This is a genomic window from Streptomyces sp. CMB-StM0423 (assembly GCF_002847285.1).
In the GTDB taxonomy this organism is placed as follows: Bacteria; Actinomycetota; Actinomycetes; order Streptomycetales; family Streptomycetaceae; genus Streptomyces.
In genome coordinates, this window is sequence record NZ_CP025407.1 from 1,692,593 (window position 1) to 1,708,895 (window position 16,303).

13 protein-coding genes are annotated in these 16,303 nt (G+C 70.1%); 6 read left to right on the forward strand and 7 right to left on the reverse strand.

Translation table 11 applies throughout. From position 1 onward, the window contains the following. Window positions 1-39: 39 nt before the first annotated feature. Both CXR04_RS36865 and CXR04_RS07130 read right to left on the reverse strand, forming a co-directional pair. Window positions 40-633 (reverse strand): transposase, encoded by a 594-nt coding sequence (locus CXR04_RS36865; protein ID WP_199850412.1) that lies wholly within the window; start codon window positions 631-633, stop codon window positions 40-42. A 677-nt stretch (window positions 634-1,310) separates the two neighbouring features. Further along, window positions 1,311-1,916, reverse strand: coding sequence for a TetR/AcrR family transcriptional regulator (locus tag CXR04_RS07130; protein ID WP_101421028.1), 606 nt, complete (start codon window positions 1,914-1,916; stop codon window positions 1,311-1,313). 376 nt (window positions 1,917-2,292) lie between these two features. Here CXR04_RS07130 and CXR04_RS07135 point away from each other — a divergent pair. Then, a protein-coding gene (locus CXR04_RS07135) for an IS5 family transposase (RefSeq protein WP_234380713.1) occupies window positions 2,293-3,062 on the forward strand; the annotation gives its coding sequence in 2 pieces (ribosomal slippage) (window positions 2,293-2,593 and window positions 2,593-3,062; 771 coding nt in all). Between the two features lie 323 nt (window positions 3,063-3,385). Here the strand turns inward: CXR04_RS07135 and CXR04_RS07140 are convergent. Then, window positions 3,386-5,785 (reverse strand): hypothetical protein, encoded by a 2,400-nt coding sequence (locus CXR04_RS07140; protein WP_101421030.1) that lies wholly within the window; start codon window positions 5,783-5,785, stop codon window positions 3,386-3,388. 1,108 nt (window positions 5,786-6,893) lie between these two features. Here CXR04_RS07140 and CXR04_RS07145 point away from each other — a divergent pair. The 3 genes from CXR04_RS07145 (at window position 6,894) to CXR04_RS07160 (ending at window position 11,082) form a co-directional block, all read left to right on the forward strand. After that, window positions 6,894-7,610 carry a mechanosensitive ion channel family protein gene (locus CXR04_RS07145; protein ID WP_101421031.1) on the forward strand — a complete coding sequence of 239 codons (717 nt, stop codon included), beginning with the start codon at window positions 6,894-6,896 and terminating at the stop codon, window positions 7,608-7,610. Window positions 7,611-8,235: 625 nt separating this feature from the next. After that, window positions 8,236-9,153 (forward strand): hypothetical protein, encoded by a 918-nt coding sequence (locus CXR04_RS07150; protein WP_159072277.1) that lies wholly within the window; start codon window positions 8,236-8,238, stop codon window positions 9,151-9,153. A gap of 528 nt (window positions 9,154-9,681) precedes the next feature. Beyond that, window positions 9,682-11,082, forward strand: coding sequence for a CRISPR-associated endonuclease Cas3'' (locus CXR04_RS07160; protein WP_101421034.1), 1,401 nt, complete (start codon window positions 9,682-9,684; stop codon window positions 11,080-11,082). A gap of 92 nt (window positions 11,083-11,174) precedes the next feature. Here CXR04_RS07160 and CXR04_RS07165 read toward each other — a convergent pair whose 3' ends face one another. Further along, window positions 11,175-12,533, reverse strand: a complete 1,359-nt coding sequence (locus CXR04_RS07165) for a class I SAM-dependent RNA methyltransferase (protein ID WP_101421035.1) — start codon at window positions 12,531-12,533, stop codon at window positions 11,175-11,177. 192 nt (window positions 12,534-12,725) lie between these two features. Between CXR04_RS07165 and CXR04_RS07170 the strand changes: the two genes are divergently transcribed. Beyond that, complete coding sequence (locus tag CXR04_RS07170; protein ID WP_101421036.1) at window positions 12,726-13,397, forward strand: potassium channel family protein; 672 nt, start codon at window positions 12,726-12,728, stop codon at window positions 13,395-13,397. A gap of 64 nt (window positions 13,398-13,461) precedes the next feature. Then, a complete protein-coding gene (locus CXR04_RS07175) occupies window positions 13,462-14,130 on the forward strand; it encodes a potassium channel family protein (protein ID WP_101421037.1) in 669 nt (222 codons plus the stop codon). Window positions 14,131-14,309: 179 nt separating this feature from the next. On the opposite strand, the gene CXR04_RS07180 is transcribed toward CXR04_RS07175, so the two are convergent. From CXR04_RS07180 to CXR04_RS07190, 3 genes are read right to left on the reverse strand one after another with little or no spacing between them, the layout of a single operon-like run. Next, window positions 14,310-15,137: a DUF3159 domain-containing protein gene (locus CXR04_RS07180; protein ID WP_101421038.1), complete on the reverse strand. Its 828-nt coding sequence runs from the start codon at window positions 15,135-15,137 to the stop codon at window positions 14,310-14,312. Further along, window positions 15,134-15,538, reverse strand: coding sequence for an OB-fold nucleic acid binding domain-containing protein (locus tag CXR04_RS07185; RefSeq protein ID WP_101421039.1), 405 nt, complete (start codon window positions 15,536-15,538; stop codon window positions 15,134-15,136). Before CXR04_RS07185 ends, CXR04_RS07180 begins: the two co-directional genes overlap by 4 nt. Window positions 15,539-15,570: 32 nt before the next feature. Next, entirely contained in the window at window positions 15,571-16,254 is a 684-nt protein-coding gene (locus CXR04_RS07190) for a response regulator (protein ID WP_101421040.1), read from the reverse strand. Between the last annotated feature and the right edge of the window lie 49 nt (window positions 16,255-16,303).

Here is a 16,303-nt window from a genome sequence, read left to right on the forward strand (position 1 = left end):
GCCAGGACGGTGGATGACCTGGTGTCCCGGTTGCGGGAGTTACGCGCCTGGGCAGGTGTGTCGGAGCGCGAGGTGCACCGGCGGGTCTGCCGCGCCCGAGCCGATCGCGGGGTGCCTGAGGTGCCCGCCTTCGACACCGTGCACCGGTGCTTCCAGCGGGGCCGCCGACGGCTCGACGCGGACTTGCCAGCCGACGTGGCCGAGGCGCTGGTGGCGGGCGGGGCCGCCCGGTGGCGGGCGGCCTACGCGCGGGTGGTCGGCGGGTCGGCTGACGCCGGGGTGGCCGCGGTGGCGGGTGCGCCGCCCGACGACCTCCCGGCGTTCACCGGCCGCGAGGCCGAGTTGGCCGTGTTGCTGGCGCCGAGCGTGGCCCCGCGGGTGACGGTCGTGGAGGGCATGGCGGGGATCGGTAAAGCGGCGGTGGGCGGTCGCCGGCGAGACCCCGAACGTCTCCGGCAGATGCCTCCACGCACAGCCGCTGGTCAGCACGTACACGACGGCCGTGAACACGGCCCGCTCGTCAACCGGCGCAGTACCGCCTCCCTGCGGACGCGAAGGAAACGACGGCAGCAACGGAGCGACAAGCGACCAGAGATCATCAGGAACCAGCCGCTGGGACAGACCAACACCCATGACACGGCATCATGCCTCACCAACCTGAAACCACGTGAGACAAGCTCTTAGACCGTGTCCTACGTGGTGAGGTCGAGGAAGTCGGCGACGGGCCGGGCCTGGCGGTAGGCGGCCGTGGGCTCGCCAGCCTTGGAGTGTGCGCGGGCGGCGCGGGCGTGGAGCATGGCCAGCACCCGCCCGGAGGTGATCTTGTTTCGTAGGGGTCACCCGCGGCGTAGCGGAAGCTGCCCAGAACGCGAGCGCGCTCGCGTTCATGGTGGCCACGCCGCCGGTCGCCGAGGCCCGCAGGGAGGTGGTGAAGCGCCTCTCGGCACCGGCCAGGCGTCCGCTGTCGTAGGCGTACCGGCCGAGGCGACGAGGCCGATGGGGAGGTTGAGCCAGAACGCCCAGCGGCAGCCGGCGTGGTCGGCCAGCAGGCCGCCGATGATCGGACCGCCCACCATGCCGAGCACCACATCCGGATGAGTCCCTCCGTCCGGGAGGCTGATGGAGTTCGCGGATCAGGCGGTGACGAGCCAGACGTGCCAGGAACCGTCACCGCCGATTGCTTGAGGATGCGCGGCAGAGCGGTGCTGACTACGGTTCCGTCCAGCATGGCCAGGAAGGCGCGCCCAGCAGGGCAAACGTGATCGCCGTCCGGCGCCGGGGCACGAGCGCGTCGTAGGTGTCATTTGTGGTCACCGGGCCTCCCCCGGGATCGTGAGCGCGCCGTTGAGGAAGAGGTCCACCAGTTCTTCGGTGGTCAGCGGATCCGGGGCGCCGGGGCGGCCGGCAGACATGAGGAGCATCTGGAAGGCGTCCGCGAGCCGTTCCGGGGCCAATCGCAGGGAGTCCTGGTCGGGGCCGAACAGGGCGGCCAGGGCTGTGCCGGGATCCGGGGAACGGCCGTCTTTGGCGGGATTGGCAGGTGCAGGGCGTTCCGGTCCCCCGGCCGACACGAGGATGCCGGTAACGGCGAGCATGCGCGTCATGTAGCCGCGCATCACCTCGGCCGCCTCGGTGAGCCGGGCCGCCAGTGGCTGGTCCAGTGCGATCGATTCCAGGTGGACGAGGGTGTCGTCGGGCCGTACCGCCTCGGTTATGCAGGCCGCGAGCAGGGCGTCTTTATCGGCGAAGGCCCGGAAGATCGTGCCCTCTCCAATGCCTGCGGCGCGCGCGATCTTCGCCGTGGACACGGAGGCGCCGTACTCGATGACGAGGGGAAGGGCCGCGGCGACGATCATCGCGCGGGCCTGGTCGGGGGCCGCATCGCGCCGGGAGGGAGCGGGGGAGGTCTCTGCCATACCTCCCAACTGTACGAAGTGGGTACTCCCTCCTTCAATCATGGTTCTGGGCGGCGGACCGTGGGTCATTCGTCGGCGCCGTCGACCGTGACCACAGCGGGGTTCGGGCACCATCGTCAGGTCCACCGGCGGGGCACCAGCCTGTCGGCACACAGCAGTGCGTCGGTCAGTTCGAACAGTGCATCCCATGGCCCGTTTCTGCCGTATCTGGGAACCGGCGCCAATCGCATCCGACGCGAACTGGAGGCTTTTCGCGCCGCGTTGCTCGGGCGGGCGTCAGGAAGCCGCTTAGCCGTGTCCTACGTGGTGAGGCGGACGTTGACCCCGTATGGGGCGGGGAACGTGGAGTTGGATCATGCCGGACGGGTAGTGGGACATCGCGAGGCCGCTGATCCCGGAGCAACGAACACGGCCGCAGGGCGGCGGAACAGCCAACACCCCTGATGAAACGCTGTTCGCGGCCATCATCTACGTGTTGGTCAGCGGCTGCGCCTGGCGGGCGCTGCCGCCCTGCTTCGGCATCTCGAAGTCCACCGCCCACCGGCGGTTCCTCATCTGGTCCAGAGCCGGCGTCTGGGGCCGTCTGCATGAAGCAGTCCTGCACCGGCTCGACGACGCCGGCCTCATCGACGTCACCCGCGTCGTCCTCGACACCGCCCACGTCAGGGCAAAAAAAGGGGCAAACACACAGGTCCGAGCCCCGTGGACCGAGGCAAGCCGGGTTCCAGGATGCACATCCTGTCGGACACGAACGGACTGCCCCTCGTCGTCGGCGTCTCAGCTGGCAACACCCACGACAGTGAAGGGCTGAAGCCCATGGTCGAGGGTCACCAAACGAGACACGACCCGGATCGCGGCCGATACTTCAAGCCCGAGCGCCTGCACGCGGACAAAGCTTATGACCGGCCCGACCTGCGGAAATGGTTACGCGGCAAGCGCATCGGAGTCCGGATCGCCCGCAAAGGCATCGAGTCCAGCGAACGATTGGGCCGCCGCAGGTGGGTGATCGAACGCACGATGTCGTGGCTGTCCGGCTACCGCAGACTCAGCCCCCGCTACGAACGCAACCCCCGCAACTACCTGGCCTTCCTCGGCCTCGCCGCAGCCCTCTGCTGCTACAAACGACTCGTCCGCCTCACCACGTAGGACACGGTCTTAATACACCAGGCGCGGCTTCACCCATCTTCGCACCGCAGAGGCCGCGGACCGCTCCAGCGGCGCTCTCTTCCAGCGCCCGGCCGGAGCACGAAACAGGTGTCGGACGCAAGCTCACCGAAGCCCGTAACAGCCGGGACGACTGAGGTTTAAGTCGTGAGGTTCGTGGGTTGGTCAGGTGGGTCCGATGCCAGTCCGGTCTCGGGTTTGTCCGTGCCGTTCAGGCGGGGGAGCCGGGCGAGGTTGACGATGGGCGTACGGGCGGCGCCGGTACGCCGCCCTACGCCGCCGTCCTGCGGTGTATCCGGCGCCGGTCAGTCCTCGTGGCGGGCGATGCGTTCGTCGTTGAGTGCGTTCACGGCGCCGCGGGCGTCGCCGATATTGGCGTAGTCGACGGCCACCAGGTTCACCGGCCAGCCGCGCTCCTGCTCGCACCGGCGGGCCCTGTCGAGTACATAGTCGCGGGTGTTGATGCGGCCGGCGTCAAGGCGGCTGCCGCCGCTGTTGGTGACGAAGTGGTTCATGAGGAAGAGCCGCTTGTCCTCGCCGCCGCGGTATGGCTCGCACGTCATCTCGGCCGGCGTGCGGAATGAGAACGGGGTCTCCATGCCGTACCGGTAGAAGTTGCGGTACCAGGGCGCCGGGCCGTCCGCCTTCTCCGCGAACACCACCAGGCGCCGGTCCTCGTCGATCATCTCGCCGAGCGTCGGCCACGGCTTGTCCGGGTCGTCGTCCGGGGTGAAGACCACGTCCTCCAGCCCGGCCCTGCGCATCGCGGCGGCGGTGTCGGCGCCGCTGATGCCGTCCTGGACCACCAGCGTAACCACGTCCGACGGGTTCTGCTCCAGCCAGTCGCCGATCTTCTCCAGCTCCGGGACCAGTGGCAGTGCGCCGCCGCGGCAGACGGCGTGGCAGAGCCAGGTGCCCTTGCGGGGCGGGTCGACGGTGTTGAGTACGGAGCGGATCTGCCGCTGCATGGTCGGGGTGAAGTCGGAGTCGACCAGCCGTTCGGTGATCTCCGGCGGGGTCTCCCAGCGGTGGGTGTCGATCAGCAGGGCGCGTACGCCCCCATTGAGCTGGCCGGAGATGGAAGGGTCCTGCAGGGGGGCGATGAAGTGGTCCTGTGAGGTGGCCATCGCGTTGTGCGAGGCGAGCTGGGCCACTTCGTCGTAGCGCAGCTCGCACAGTTCCTCGCGCCCGTTGCAGCGGCGGTCGGACTCGCCGCCGAAGGCGTTGGGGACGAAGGCGGCGCCGGCCAGCGCGGCGGCGACGATGCCGACCGCGCCCCAGCGGTAGCGCGGCGGCAGGGGTGGCGCAGGCACGGGCGCGCCCGGGCCGGCGGGCACGGCACCCGGTTGGGCGGCATCCGATTTCCTGGCGTCCGGCTTCCCGCCTTCCGGTTCGCCGGTCTTGAGGATCTTCGCGGCCCGCTCCCCTGCTGCCACGGCAGCATCAGTGGCCCTCGCGGCGGCGATCGCCGTTGCCCTGCGGTGCCACAGCCAGCCGCCGGCGGCCAGCAGCACCCCCGCCGTCAGCGGCACCGCCGCCGTCGTCAGCGCGACCGTGTAGAGCCGGTCCAGCGCCGTGCGCTGGACGTCGGCCAGCAGCCGGGCGGCGGAGTCCGGCCAGTTCCCCGGCGCGGCGGCGATGCTGCCGCCGACCATCCCGCGCACCACCAGCGCCAGCACGAACGTCAGCGCGCCGCCGCACGCCAGCGCCCCGCCGATGCGCATCAGCCGGCGGCCCGGGGCGCGCGGCCCGTACCGCCACAGCACGCCCAGCGAGGCCAGCCCCAGCAGGACCGCACCGGTCTGCACCCAGCCCAGGCCCAGCTTGGTGAAAGAACGGGCCTCGCGCGCCGGGCCCAGCTCGTCGCCGCCGGAGCCGAACTCGGAGGCCAGGTCCCACGACACCCCGTCCGCCGTGTTCCGCAGCCCCCACGCGGCCCGGTACTCCCGCCCGGCGAAGAGTGCAGGTCCGACCTCCGCGAGCGCCGTCGCCAGGTCACCGCTGCGCAATGCGGTAAGCAGCCGCGGGCGCAACTCCGCCCGCTCGCCCGCGGGCACGGCCCGCAGCACCATGTCGGTGGCGGTCCTCGCCTGCTCCTCCGTGAGGTCAAGGGTCGGCAGCCTCTCGGGGCGCTCGCCGCCCGCGATCCGGCTCACGGCCTCGCCAAGGTCCGATTGGAAGGCCGCGTAGTCGGGGGCCGGCTTGTCCTGGAGATTCGCGACGACGTCGGCGAAGTGGACGTTCCCCACCGCGCCCAGGTTGTCGAGCACCGGCCGCAGGTCGACCTCCAGCGTCAGTTCGTCCCCATCCCCGCGCAGATACGCCACCGCGTCCCCGATGACGCCATCGGCCAGGGCCCGCGCCGTGGTCGGCGGCAGAACCGTCTTCAGGTTCGAGGTGACGACGGACTCGGGCACGGGCAGCCGGGCGAGCAGGTCGCGGGTGACGCCCGACGCCTCGGGGTCGACCAGCACCTGGTCGTAGAGCCGGTCGTAGGCGTGCTCCCGGTCGAGCGCGGCCCGGTAGAAGCCCGCGTCGGCGACGGTGGAGCGGGCAGTACCCGCGATGACCAGGACCGACGTGGCGAGCGCCGCGACCACGAAGGCGAGCCACCGCAGGACGACGGCGTCCCGCGGCGGCGCGGCCTCCCCGACCCGCCGCACGATGCGGGCGAGCCGGGCCCTGAGATTGTCGAACGAGGTCATACTTTTCCTGCCTGCTGGTGCCGCACGAGCCACTGTCGGGTTGGCTCTGGCCGCGGCGAGCATAGACTCCTTGAGGAGCATGGTCTGCGCTGCGAGCCCGGCGATGGTTGACGGGCGGTCTAGGCGAGGATCTTTCAGGCCGGGCACGTCCGGGGTGGTTTCGATCCGAGGTGGCCTTTTCCTCCCTCGCCATGGTTTCCCTGATCTCCGTTTCTTCGGGGTTCACCAACCGGCAGTCTGCTCAACGACTCGGCCGAACACAGAACAGCCGGGCATTGCAAAACCACCACTGTGATCAGCATGTGTCCCGACACCAGCGCCGGGACACGTCGCACATGGAATCGTCGAGGTTACAGCTCACACGACACACAGCGTTGCCTGAGGCAAACCACCTGTCAGCAGCTCTTCAAGATGCCTGAACAGCCCTGCCGAGGGGCCGGGCCGTTATCCCGTCTGCCCCGAACGGCCTGACCCGAAACGACAACCGGGAGCCCAGCCTTACCCGTTGCAATGGTCTGACTACTCACGATGCGTGAGGGGGCTGATCGACCAGTTAGGGCGGTACCGCCGCAGATCGACGCAGAAGTCCGTCCGCTCAGTAAGTACGTGAGTCTGTGAACTGTGACACCTCGTGCGAGGTGAATGGCGGCGAGTGGCATGAGGGTTAGGCCGGCAAAGGCGGTAGTCAGGGCTGCTGACAGGTTTCCGTGGGCCCGGTCCGTTCCGGTGGCGCCATGGACGCGGTGCGAGGATCCCAAGGTTTAGGTCCGGGGCGGGCGGGGAGGACACCAATCGCCGCACGCTTTCTCCGACTCCGGGGACCACGGGATGCGCTGCCAGGCCACCCTTAGCAAGATTGCGGCGGCAGGAGTGCACCGACCGGACCGCTTTTTGCGGTTGAAGGACACTGCCGGGCAAAGTCGCCTGGTGCCACCTTTGGACAGGCGTCGACTTCAGGCCCCTTGACCGGAGGCGGTTGCGATCCTCCGCGGAGTCGGGGCATCGCTGGGGGAAAAGCACGGGCAGGCCCGTACAAGGGGTAATCCCGCCTCTCTCAGCGACACTTCGGTCCCCACCCAAGGGCCGCTCACACCCTAAGGACACAATCATGTCCCACAATCAAACATCCCTTGCGATCAACTTCACTGAAGGATTCAACGACGCCTGGTCGAAAGTAGCCCAGTTCGTTCCCGAACTCGCCTTGTTCCTCATCATCCTCGCCATCGGCTGGAGCTGCGCAAAAGTAGCCGCGCGAGTCCTGGACCGAATTTTGCGTAAGGCCGGAAGCGAAAAACTCGCCGAACGGGCCGGCGCGGCACGCCTGCTGACGGATGCCCAGGTGGATATCACGGCGCTGCTCTGCCGCATCGCCTACTACGGACTGTTGCTGGTTACCTTGCAGCTCGGCTTCGGCGTGTTCGGCCCCAACCCCGTCACCGTGATGATCGACCGACTCGTGACCTGGCTGCCTCAACTCATCGTCGCTGTCGTGCTGGTAGTCGTCGCGATGGCCATAGCCAACGTCGTTCGCTCCTTGATTACGGCCGCCCTCTCCAGCGTCTTCTACGGCAAGACCGTCGGGACAGCCGCGTGGGCCGTCATCGCCACCCTCGGTGTGATCGCCGCGCTCGGCCAGGCGGGCATCGCGACGACCGTCACCCAGCCCGTCCTCTACGCCGCGCTCTCGGCCGTGGCCGGCATCCTGATCGTCGGTGTCGGCGGCGGCCTGATCAACCCGATGCGGCAGCGCTGGGAGCGCTGGCTGGACGTGGCGGAGCAAGAGTCCGCCCGCGCCCGGGCCGAGCGCGATCCGTCCGGAGCCTGATCCCAGCACACCGCCCCCGGCCGAGCGTTGAGCTCCCCGGGGGCGGTGGGGCCCGCACCAGGAGACGGACGGCGTCGCCCAAGGCGTCGACATCCGCTCTGACGGGAGTGCTGCCACAGGCACTTCGACGCAAAGGGTCCTGGGCACGCCCCCCGAGTCGGACCGATCGGTGGAGCCCACCGCACAGATCATCTTCGGCAGCCGGGTCCACTGCGACTGGCCGATATGGGACCACGACGGTACTAAGTGCGGCCCCTGAAGTCCCGGGAAGTTGTCGCCCCTCCGCCGAGGTCGAAGCCCGCGCCCGCGGTGATCCGGTGCACCGCCGGGAAACCCGGGCGCCCGCGGCCGGCTGCCGGCGGCCCGGGGCGGGCGGGACAGCCGCCGCCTGTGTCCGGTACGTCTGCGCCGATACGGCCGCCCAGGGACGGCCACCGTCACCGGCGACGTCTTTTCGACGGCAAGGTTGCCGCTGCCGCCACCTGATGGGGCCACCGCGGGTTTCCACCGGTCGGGGACCTGCGGTTTGCGCAGGTTTGCGGCTCCCTGGAGAGGGTGGCCGCCCGAAGCCACCACGGGCAGGTTTCGAGGCTATGGGCCAGGAACGGAACACAGTGGTCAGGTCGTGAAAGGCGGAATGATGCATCCGGGGGACTTCATGCTGGTAACCCGCGGCCGAGGGTACGCGCCGCACCAGGTCGACCGTGTCGTCGGCGAGCTGCTTGCGATCCTGCGTGCGGCAGGACACCGTGTCGTCGAGCTGGAAGCGGAGCTGCGGGGCCGTCAGCTGCGGCTGGCGCAGCTGCGCGAGGATGCTGCGGCACTGCCGCCGCCGTCCTTCGAGGAACTCGGTGAAGGTGCCCGCAACCTCTACATCTACGCGGTGACCGAGGCGGAGCGGATGCTGGAGCAGGCCCGCACGGAGAGCAGCGCGCTGCCAGATGCGGCCCGTACTGAGGGCGACGAGCAGTGCCGTGTTGCCGGCATGCTCGCCGAGGACCGGCGCAGGACCGCCGAGGAGCACGCCGGGCAGTATATCCGGCAGGCGCAGGAGACCGCCGCATGGATCACCGCTGAGGCGAAGCAGGACGCGTACGCGGTGGTGGAGGAAGCCCGGCAACACGCCGCGAACAATGCGCTGGCGGCGACCGAGGTCATCAACGCCCAGCACACGGCCCAGGCCGAACAGGAACAGCGTCACGACACGCAGGCAGCCGAGCGTGCCGGCACCGTCAACAAAGCGCTCGAATCAGCCGAGGCACGGGTCAAGCACGCCCTTCAAAAGGCGCTGGAACAGCGCGACCGGGCCGCCGATGAGGCCGCGTCGGTGATGAAACGAGCCGAGCAGCAAGCGGCCGCCCTGCGCGACCAGGCCCGGCAGCAGGCGGAAGGCATCAACGCGCACTCCGCAGCTGAACAGAAACGCTACGCCGAACGGATCACCGAAGCGCACAGCCAGCTGGCCGCGGCCCAGCGCGCCGCGGCCGCCGTCATCGCCGCGCGCCCGGGCACAAGCCGCGCGCCGGACGAGGCGCACCCATAACTCCCCCCAAGGGCACCGATTCCACCCTTGCCTGGCAGAACAAGCAACTCCTTGAAGACCACATCCACCAGGTCTTCGCCGAAGCCGCCCTCGTCCTCAGCAACACATGGAAATGAAAGTGACCGAGAAAACCTCAGTCTCGCAGAGATCGGCCACCGATCACTTTCGGAGGACCCCTTACTGATGTGGGTGGTGGAGGTTGCGCTGTCGGCGTTGCTGACGCTCCACTCTCGGGCTTCGCCGGCCGCTGCCCCCTGGACGTTCATCGTCGTCTTGGTGCTCGCAGCTCTGGTGCTGCGCGTACGGAGCCGCCCTTGGAAGTGGGTGAGGCTGCGCATGTGGACCGTCTCGCTGCACACATGAGTTGAGGGGTGGAGGCGGGGCGAGCGTGAGTAGACGTCTCGCCCCGTCTCGCCTGCCGGATACGGCCGCGTTCAGAATCAATGTCCTGCCAGCCGAACCCGGTCAAGTCCGAACATTTCCTTCCTCTACCACCCGATGTGATGGCCGATGGGATCGAATGCGTGGATGACTCCGGGCCACGAGGCTGATCACGCCGCATTCTGCGGCCTGTCTGCTGGTGCACGTGTGGCCTGGGGGAAGAGTGATCGCAAGACTGATGACTGGCTTCCGCTGTTCCGGCACATGTGCGACTCGGGCGCAGTAGCCGGGAGGCTGTGGGATGCGTGGCTACCCCCCAGTGTCAGGGAGTTGGTCTCTGAAGGGCTGCCCGGGGGTCCGCAGGACGGGCGCCGGTTGGCGGTCTGGATGGCGGCGTCTCATGACATCGGCAAGGCCACGCCTGCCTTCGCGTGTCAAAGCGATTCCCTGGCTCAGACCATGCGCAGCCGGGGTCTGGACATGCCGAGCCTGAAGCAGCTGGGTGACGATCGCAAGCTGGCGCCTCACGGGATCGCCGGGCAACTGCTGCTGCAGGAATGGCTTCTTGAGCGGCACGGTTGGTCACATCGTGCCAGCGGTCAGTTCGCGGTCGTGGTGGGTGGACATCACGGCGTGCCACCCAGTCATCAGAGGATTCACGATCTTGAACTGCGGCCTCACCTGTTGCGGACCGGGGGTCCGGCCGGCCGTTCGTGGAAGGCTGTGCAGTACGAGTTGCTGGACGCGTGCGCGCGGTTCGCGGGAGCCGACGCGCGCCTTGGTGACTGGCGTCGCGTCAAGCTGACGCAGCCGGCGCAGGTGGCCCTGACGGCGTTGGTGATCGTGGCTGACTGGATAGCCAGTTCCGCTGAGTTGTTTCCTTACTCTCTCGACGAGGAAGGGCTCGGGAGCACTCAGGAGCGCATGGAGGCAGCCTGGCGAGGGCTTGATCTGCCCACTCCGTGGGAGCCGGATGAACCGCGGGAGGCAGTTGACGTACTGTTCCGCTCCCGCTTCGAACTCCGCCGGGGCGCCGTGGTGCGTCCGGTGCAAGAAGAGGCCGTGCGCACCGCACGGGAGATGGTTCCCGCCGGGCTCGTGATCATCGAAGCTCCGATGGGTGAGGGTAAGACCGAGGCGGCGTTTGCCGCGGCCGAGATCCTGGCGGCGCGTAGCGGGGCTGGCGGCTGCATGGTGGCACTGCCGACCCGGGCCACCGGGGACGCGATGTTCACACGGCTGCTGGCGTGGCTAGATCACCTACCCCGAGATGACGGTGCGTCCTCGGTGTTCCTCGGCCATGCGAAGGCCGCTTTCAACGACACCTGGGCCGGCTTGCTGCGCAGCGGAAGTCGCGCCGTCACCGCGGTGGACGACGACGGGATGCAGCGCATCCCCCCTCCAGGCGCTGAGCGGAGGGAGAACCCGGCTGGCCTGCAGGCGCACCAGTGGTTGCGGGGGCGGAAGAAGGGGCTTGACCGGTCGCCGGGAACGCTGTCTGTCCAGTTCATCGGGGCATTCGGAGCAAGATCAACGAGCGTCAATTGAGCGTCACGATACCTCGGAGAGCGTCGTTTCAGCGTCAAGATATCGCCCATACCGCACACAACGCACATCATGCGCATCACGAAAACCCCAGGTCAGGCAGCCTTTTCCGCCCTCACAAGCACTGCCACGCACTCCATGTGATGGGTCATCGGGAAGAGGTCGAAGGCGCGGGTCCACTTCGGGGTGTAGCCCGCGGCGGTGAAGTACGAGAGGTCCCGGGCCAGGGCTGCCGGGTCGCAGGCGACGTAGGCGATGCGGCGGGGGTGGAGGGTGGCGATCTGGGTGATCACCTGGCGGCCGGCGCCGGTGCGGGGTGGGTCCAGGACTACGAGGTCCGCTTCCGTGATGCCCGTGCGGGGGAGGACGCGGTCGACCTTGCCCTGTTCGATGCGGACGCGGTCGAGGTCGGCGAGGTTGTGGCGGGCGTCCGCGGCGGCGCGTTTGCCGGACTCGATGCCGAGGACCGCGCCCTTCTCGCCGACGCGTTCGGCGAGGGCGCCGGCGAAGAGGCCGACGCCGCAGTAGAGGTCGAGGGCCATGTCGCCCTTCTTCGGCATCAGGCCCGTCATCACCGTCTCGACGAGCAGGTCCGCGCCCCGCGGGTGGACCTGCCAGAAGCCGCCCGCGCCGACGCGCCAGGTGCGGCCCGCGGCGCGTTCGCGGACGAAGTCGCGGCCGTGGACGCGGTGGATCGCGGCGGGGACGCCCGGGGTGCGGGAGTCTTCCGCGCGGAGTACGGAGACGGGGCGGTCCAGTTCGACCAGGGGGAGCCGGCCGCCCGGGCGGGGGGTGAGGACGACCTGGCGGTCGCCGGAGCCGGTGGCGGCGATGGCCTCCACCGTGGCCAGTTGCGGCCACTCCCGGCTCTCCACGCCCAGCTCCTCCACCTCCGGGGCGGCGATCAGGCAGCGGTCCACGGGCTGTACCTCGTGCGAGCGGTGCTTGCGCAGGCCCGCGTGACCGCCGGGGTCGATCGCGTACTGCACCCGGGTGCGCCACGCGGGTACCTCGCCCTTCGGCACCTTGTCGCCCGGCACCGGCTCCACCGTGCCGTCCCACCCCGCGTCCTCTGCGGTGAGCCCCGCGAGCCGGGTCAGTTGCTCGGCGAGTACGTCGGCCTTCAGCCGGCGTTGCGCACCCGGGGCGACGTGCTGGAAGTCGCAGCCGCCGCACTTGCCGGGGCCGGCGTAGGGGCACGGCGCCTCGATGCGGTCCTTCGCCGGCTCCAGCACCCGGACCGCGTCCGCGCGCAGGAAGCGTGCGCCGGCGCGTCCCTCGGTGACCCGGGCCACGACCCGTTCGCCGGGCAGCGTGTGGCGTACGAAGAGCACCTGGCCCTCCGCCGTACGGGCCACGCAGTGCCCGCCGTGCGCCACCGGGCCGACCTCGACCTCGTACTCCTCCCCGACCACACTCGGGGACGTGGCGTGGGCCTGCTGTTCTTCGGGCACGGGGCGGACTCCTGGGGCTGGGTCTGTGGTTGCGGGCGGGCCGGGCGCGCGCCAGTCTAGGCGGCCGCGGGACCCGTACCGAACGGGCAGTCCCACCCGCCCCACCCGTCTACCGGCGCCACCCGGGGTGCTCCCCGGCCCAGAGGGTGTGTAGCTTGAACAGAAAAGCCAGACAGGGCGAAGGGACGCCGCGTGCACATCGTGATCATGGGGTGCGGCCGGGTGGGCTCCACCCTGGCGCGCACGCTGGAGCAGCAGGGGCACACGGTGTCGGTGATCGACCGAGACCCCACCGCCTTCCGCCGCCTCGGCCCCGGCTTCGGCGGGCGCCGCATCACCGGCATCGGCTTCGACCAGGACACCCTGAAGGACGCCGGCATCGAGGAGGCGGGGGCCTTCGCCGCGGTCAGCTCCGGCGACAACTCGAACATCATCGCCGCCCGCGTCGCCCGCGAGATGTTCGGCGTCGAGAACGTCGCCGCGCGGATCTACGACCCCCGCCGCGCCGAGGTCTACCAGCGGCTCGGCATCCCCACCGTCGCCACCGTCCGCTGGACCGCCGACCAGATGCTGCGCCGGCTGCTGCCCTCGGGCGCGGAGCCGCTGTGGCGGGACCCGAGCGGCCGGGTGGAGCTGGCCGAGGTGCACACCTCGGCGTCGTGGATCGGGCGCCGGGTGGCGGAGTTGCAGGAGGAGACGGGCGTACGGGTCGCGTTCCTGACCCGGCAGGGCGAGGCCGTGCTGCCCACCGCGAAGACGGTGCTGCAGGACGGCGACCTGGTGCATGTGATCATGCGTACCGACGAGGTGGAGCAGGTCGAGGCGGCCTGTGCGAAGGGCCCGGAGACGGAGGACCGACGGTGAGCGACGCACTCGCGGCCGCCCGGCCGCACGCTGAGGCGCGCGGGGACGTGAACGGAGCAGCGCTGTGAGAGTCGCGATCGCAGGTGCCGGTGCGGTGGGCCGCTCCATCGCGGGCGAGCTGCTGGACAACGGGCACGAGGTCCTGCTCATCGACAAGACCCCCACCGCCATCGCCGTCGAGCGGGTGCCGCGGGCGGAGTGGCTGCTCGCCGACGCCTGCGAGATCGCCTCGCTGGACGAGGCCGCGCTGCAGCGCTGCCACGTGGTCATCGCCGCCACCGGCGACGACAAGGTCAACCTCGTCGTCTCGCTGCTCGCCAAGACCGAGTACGGGGTGCCGCGCGTGGTCGCCCGGGTCAACAACCCGCGCAACGAGTGGCTCTTCACCGAGGCGTGGGGCGTGGACGTCGCCGTCTCCACGCCGCGGCTGATGTCCGCCCTGGTGGAGGAGGCCGTCAGCGTCGGCGACCTGGTCCGGCTGCTGCGCTTCAGCCACGGTGACGCGAACCTCGTCGAGCTGACCCTGCCGGAGGAGTCGGCCCTCACGGGCACCTCCGTCGGCGACGTCGACTGGCCCGCGGACACCACGCTGGTGACGATCATCCGCGGCAGCACGGTCCTCACCCCGAAGCCCGACGACACCCTGGAGGCGGGCGACGAGCTGCTGTTCGTGGCCGCGCAGGCGCGCGAGGAGCAGTTGGAGGAGCTTCTTTCGGTACGCCGCGAAGGCTGACCCGGCGGGGGGCGCGCCGGGGCGTGTCGTTTGGATCTCGTCGGGTCAGGGAGCGGCGGCTGGTGCTGTGCATCGCAAGGCGGAGGAGGGAGGCGACGCGGAGCGTCGTCGACCGACGACAACGCCGTGAGGTGCAGTGCCAGGCATCGCGAGCCCGGCGAAGATCCAAACGACAGACCCTAGTCGCGCTCGGCCGCCGGCCGGCCGCTCTTCTCCCGTTCCGCCTGAGCCTTCTCCTCCGCTTCCGCCTCCGCGATCACGTCGATCGGCGGCGGCGCCTGTTTGAGGAAGATGTACGTGAGCGTGACCGCGAGCAGCAGCGGCGGGATCTTCAGCGCGACAATCACCCAGCCGAACTCCTTGGGGTCGGCCCAGAAGTACAGCGGGAAGAGGATCGCGGACTTGGCCAGGAAGATCAGGCCCCAGGCCCAGCTCGCCTTGGCGTACGCCTTCTTGCGGCCGGGGTTGCGGGTGCGCCACGACAGGTTCTCGCGGAAAAGCGGGCCGAGGATCACGCCGATCAGCGGCAGGCCCGCGAGGGTGCTGAGGATGTACGCGAGCGCCAGCCCGAGGCCGTAGAGCAGTCCCGGGAGGTAGAAGTCCTTGGCGTTGCCCGTCATGTTCGCGAAGGCGACGCCGATGGCCACGCCGAAGACGCCGCTGAAGGCGTGTTTGAAGGTGCCACCGGTGATCAGCCGGGAGAGGCCGAGCAGCACCGAGACCCCGAGCGCGGCGATCGCGGAGGGCTTGATGTCCGAGCCGATGGTGTAGACGAGCACGAAGACGAGCCCGGGGACCGTGGTCTCCACCATGCCGCGGATGCCGCCGAACGCCTCTGCCATGGCGGCCTGCGTGACGGCGTGCGAGTCCCCCTCCGGTACGTCGGAGGCGGTGCGGGCGGCACTGTCCTCGGCGGAGGGCGCCGGTGCGGGTGCGGTCCCGGGCGGGCCGCCGGTCGCGCCGGTGCCGCCGGCGCGCTCGTCGGCCGGCTTCTGGAAAGACGTCACCGCTGCTCCTGTCCGAGGGGTCGCAGTTCGTACTTGGGGTTGAAGAGCACCCGCCGCCCGCGGCTCATGGCGATCCGGCCCGAGGCGGTCAGGCTGCGGCCCGGCTCGATGCCGGTGATGGCGCGGCGGCCGAGCCAGACCAGGTCGAGCGAGTCCGTGCCGTCGAAGAGCTCCGCCTGCAGCGCGGGGACGCCGGCGCGCGGCTGGAGCGTGACGGTGCGGAGACTGCCGGTGACGGTGACGACGGCGCGGTCGTGGCACTGCCGGATCGGCGTGACGTCGGCGGTCTCCTCGGCGGGCGGCAGACTGTCCTCCGCCGGCGGCTCCGCGGCGCCGGTGATACGGCCCAGCAGCCGGCGGAACGGGCCGGCGGGTCGGTCGGCGCTGCGGGCGGGGTCCATGCCCGCAGGGTACCCGCACGGGGCGGTCCGTTTCACTGCTCGAAGCGGTAGCCCATGCCCGGCTCGGTGACGAAGTGGCGCGGGTGGGCCGGGTCGGCCTCCAGCTTCCGGCGGAGCTGGGCCATGTAGACCCGCAGGTAGTTGGTCTCCGTGCCGTACGAAGGCCCCCAGACCTCCCTGAGGAGCTGCTTCTGGCTGACCAGCCGGCCGGCGTTGCGTACCAGCACTTCGAGCAGGTGCCACTCGGTGGGCGTGAGGCGGACGTCGGCGCCGTCGCGGTGGACCTTCTTGGCCGCGAGGTCGACGGTGAAGGCGTCCGTGGTGACGACGGCCTGGTCCCCGGCGGGCGCCGAGGGCTCGGCGCGGCGGACGGCGGCGCGCAGCCGGGCCAGCAGCTCGTCCATGCCGAAGGGCTTGGTCACGTAGTCGTCCGCACCCGCGTCGAGGGCCTCGACCTTCTCGTCCGAGCTGTGCCGCGCGGAGAGCACCAGGATCGGCACCCGGGTCCAGCCGCGGATGCCGCGGATGACGTCGACGCCGTCCATGTCGGGCAGGCCGAGGTCCAGGACGATCACGTCGGGGTGGCGGTCGGCGGCGAGCTTGAGGGCGGTGGCGCCGTCCTGGGCGGCGTCGACCTCGTACTTGCGCGCCTTGAGGTTGATGACGAGCGCGCGCACGATCTGCGGCTCGTCGTCGACCACGAGCACCCGGTGCATGGCGGCTGCCTTTCGTCCATTCGGAGGATACGGATACGGGGCGCGCGCC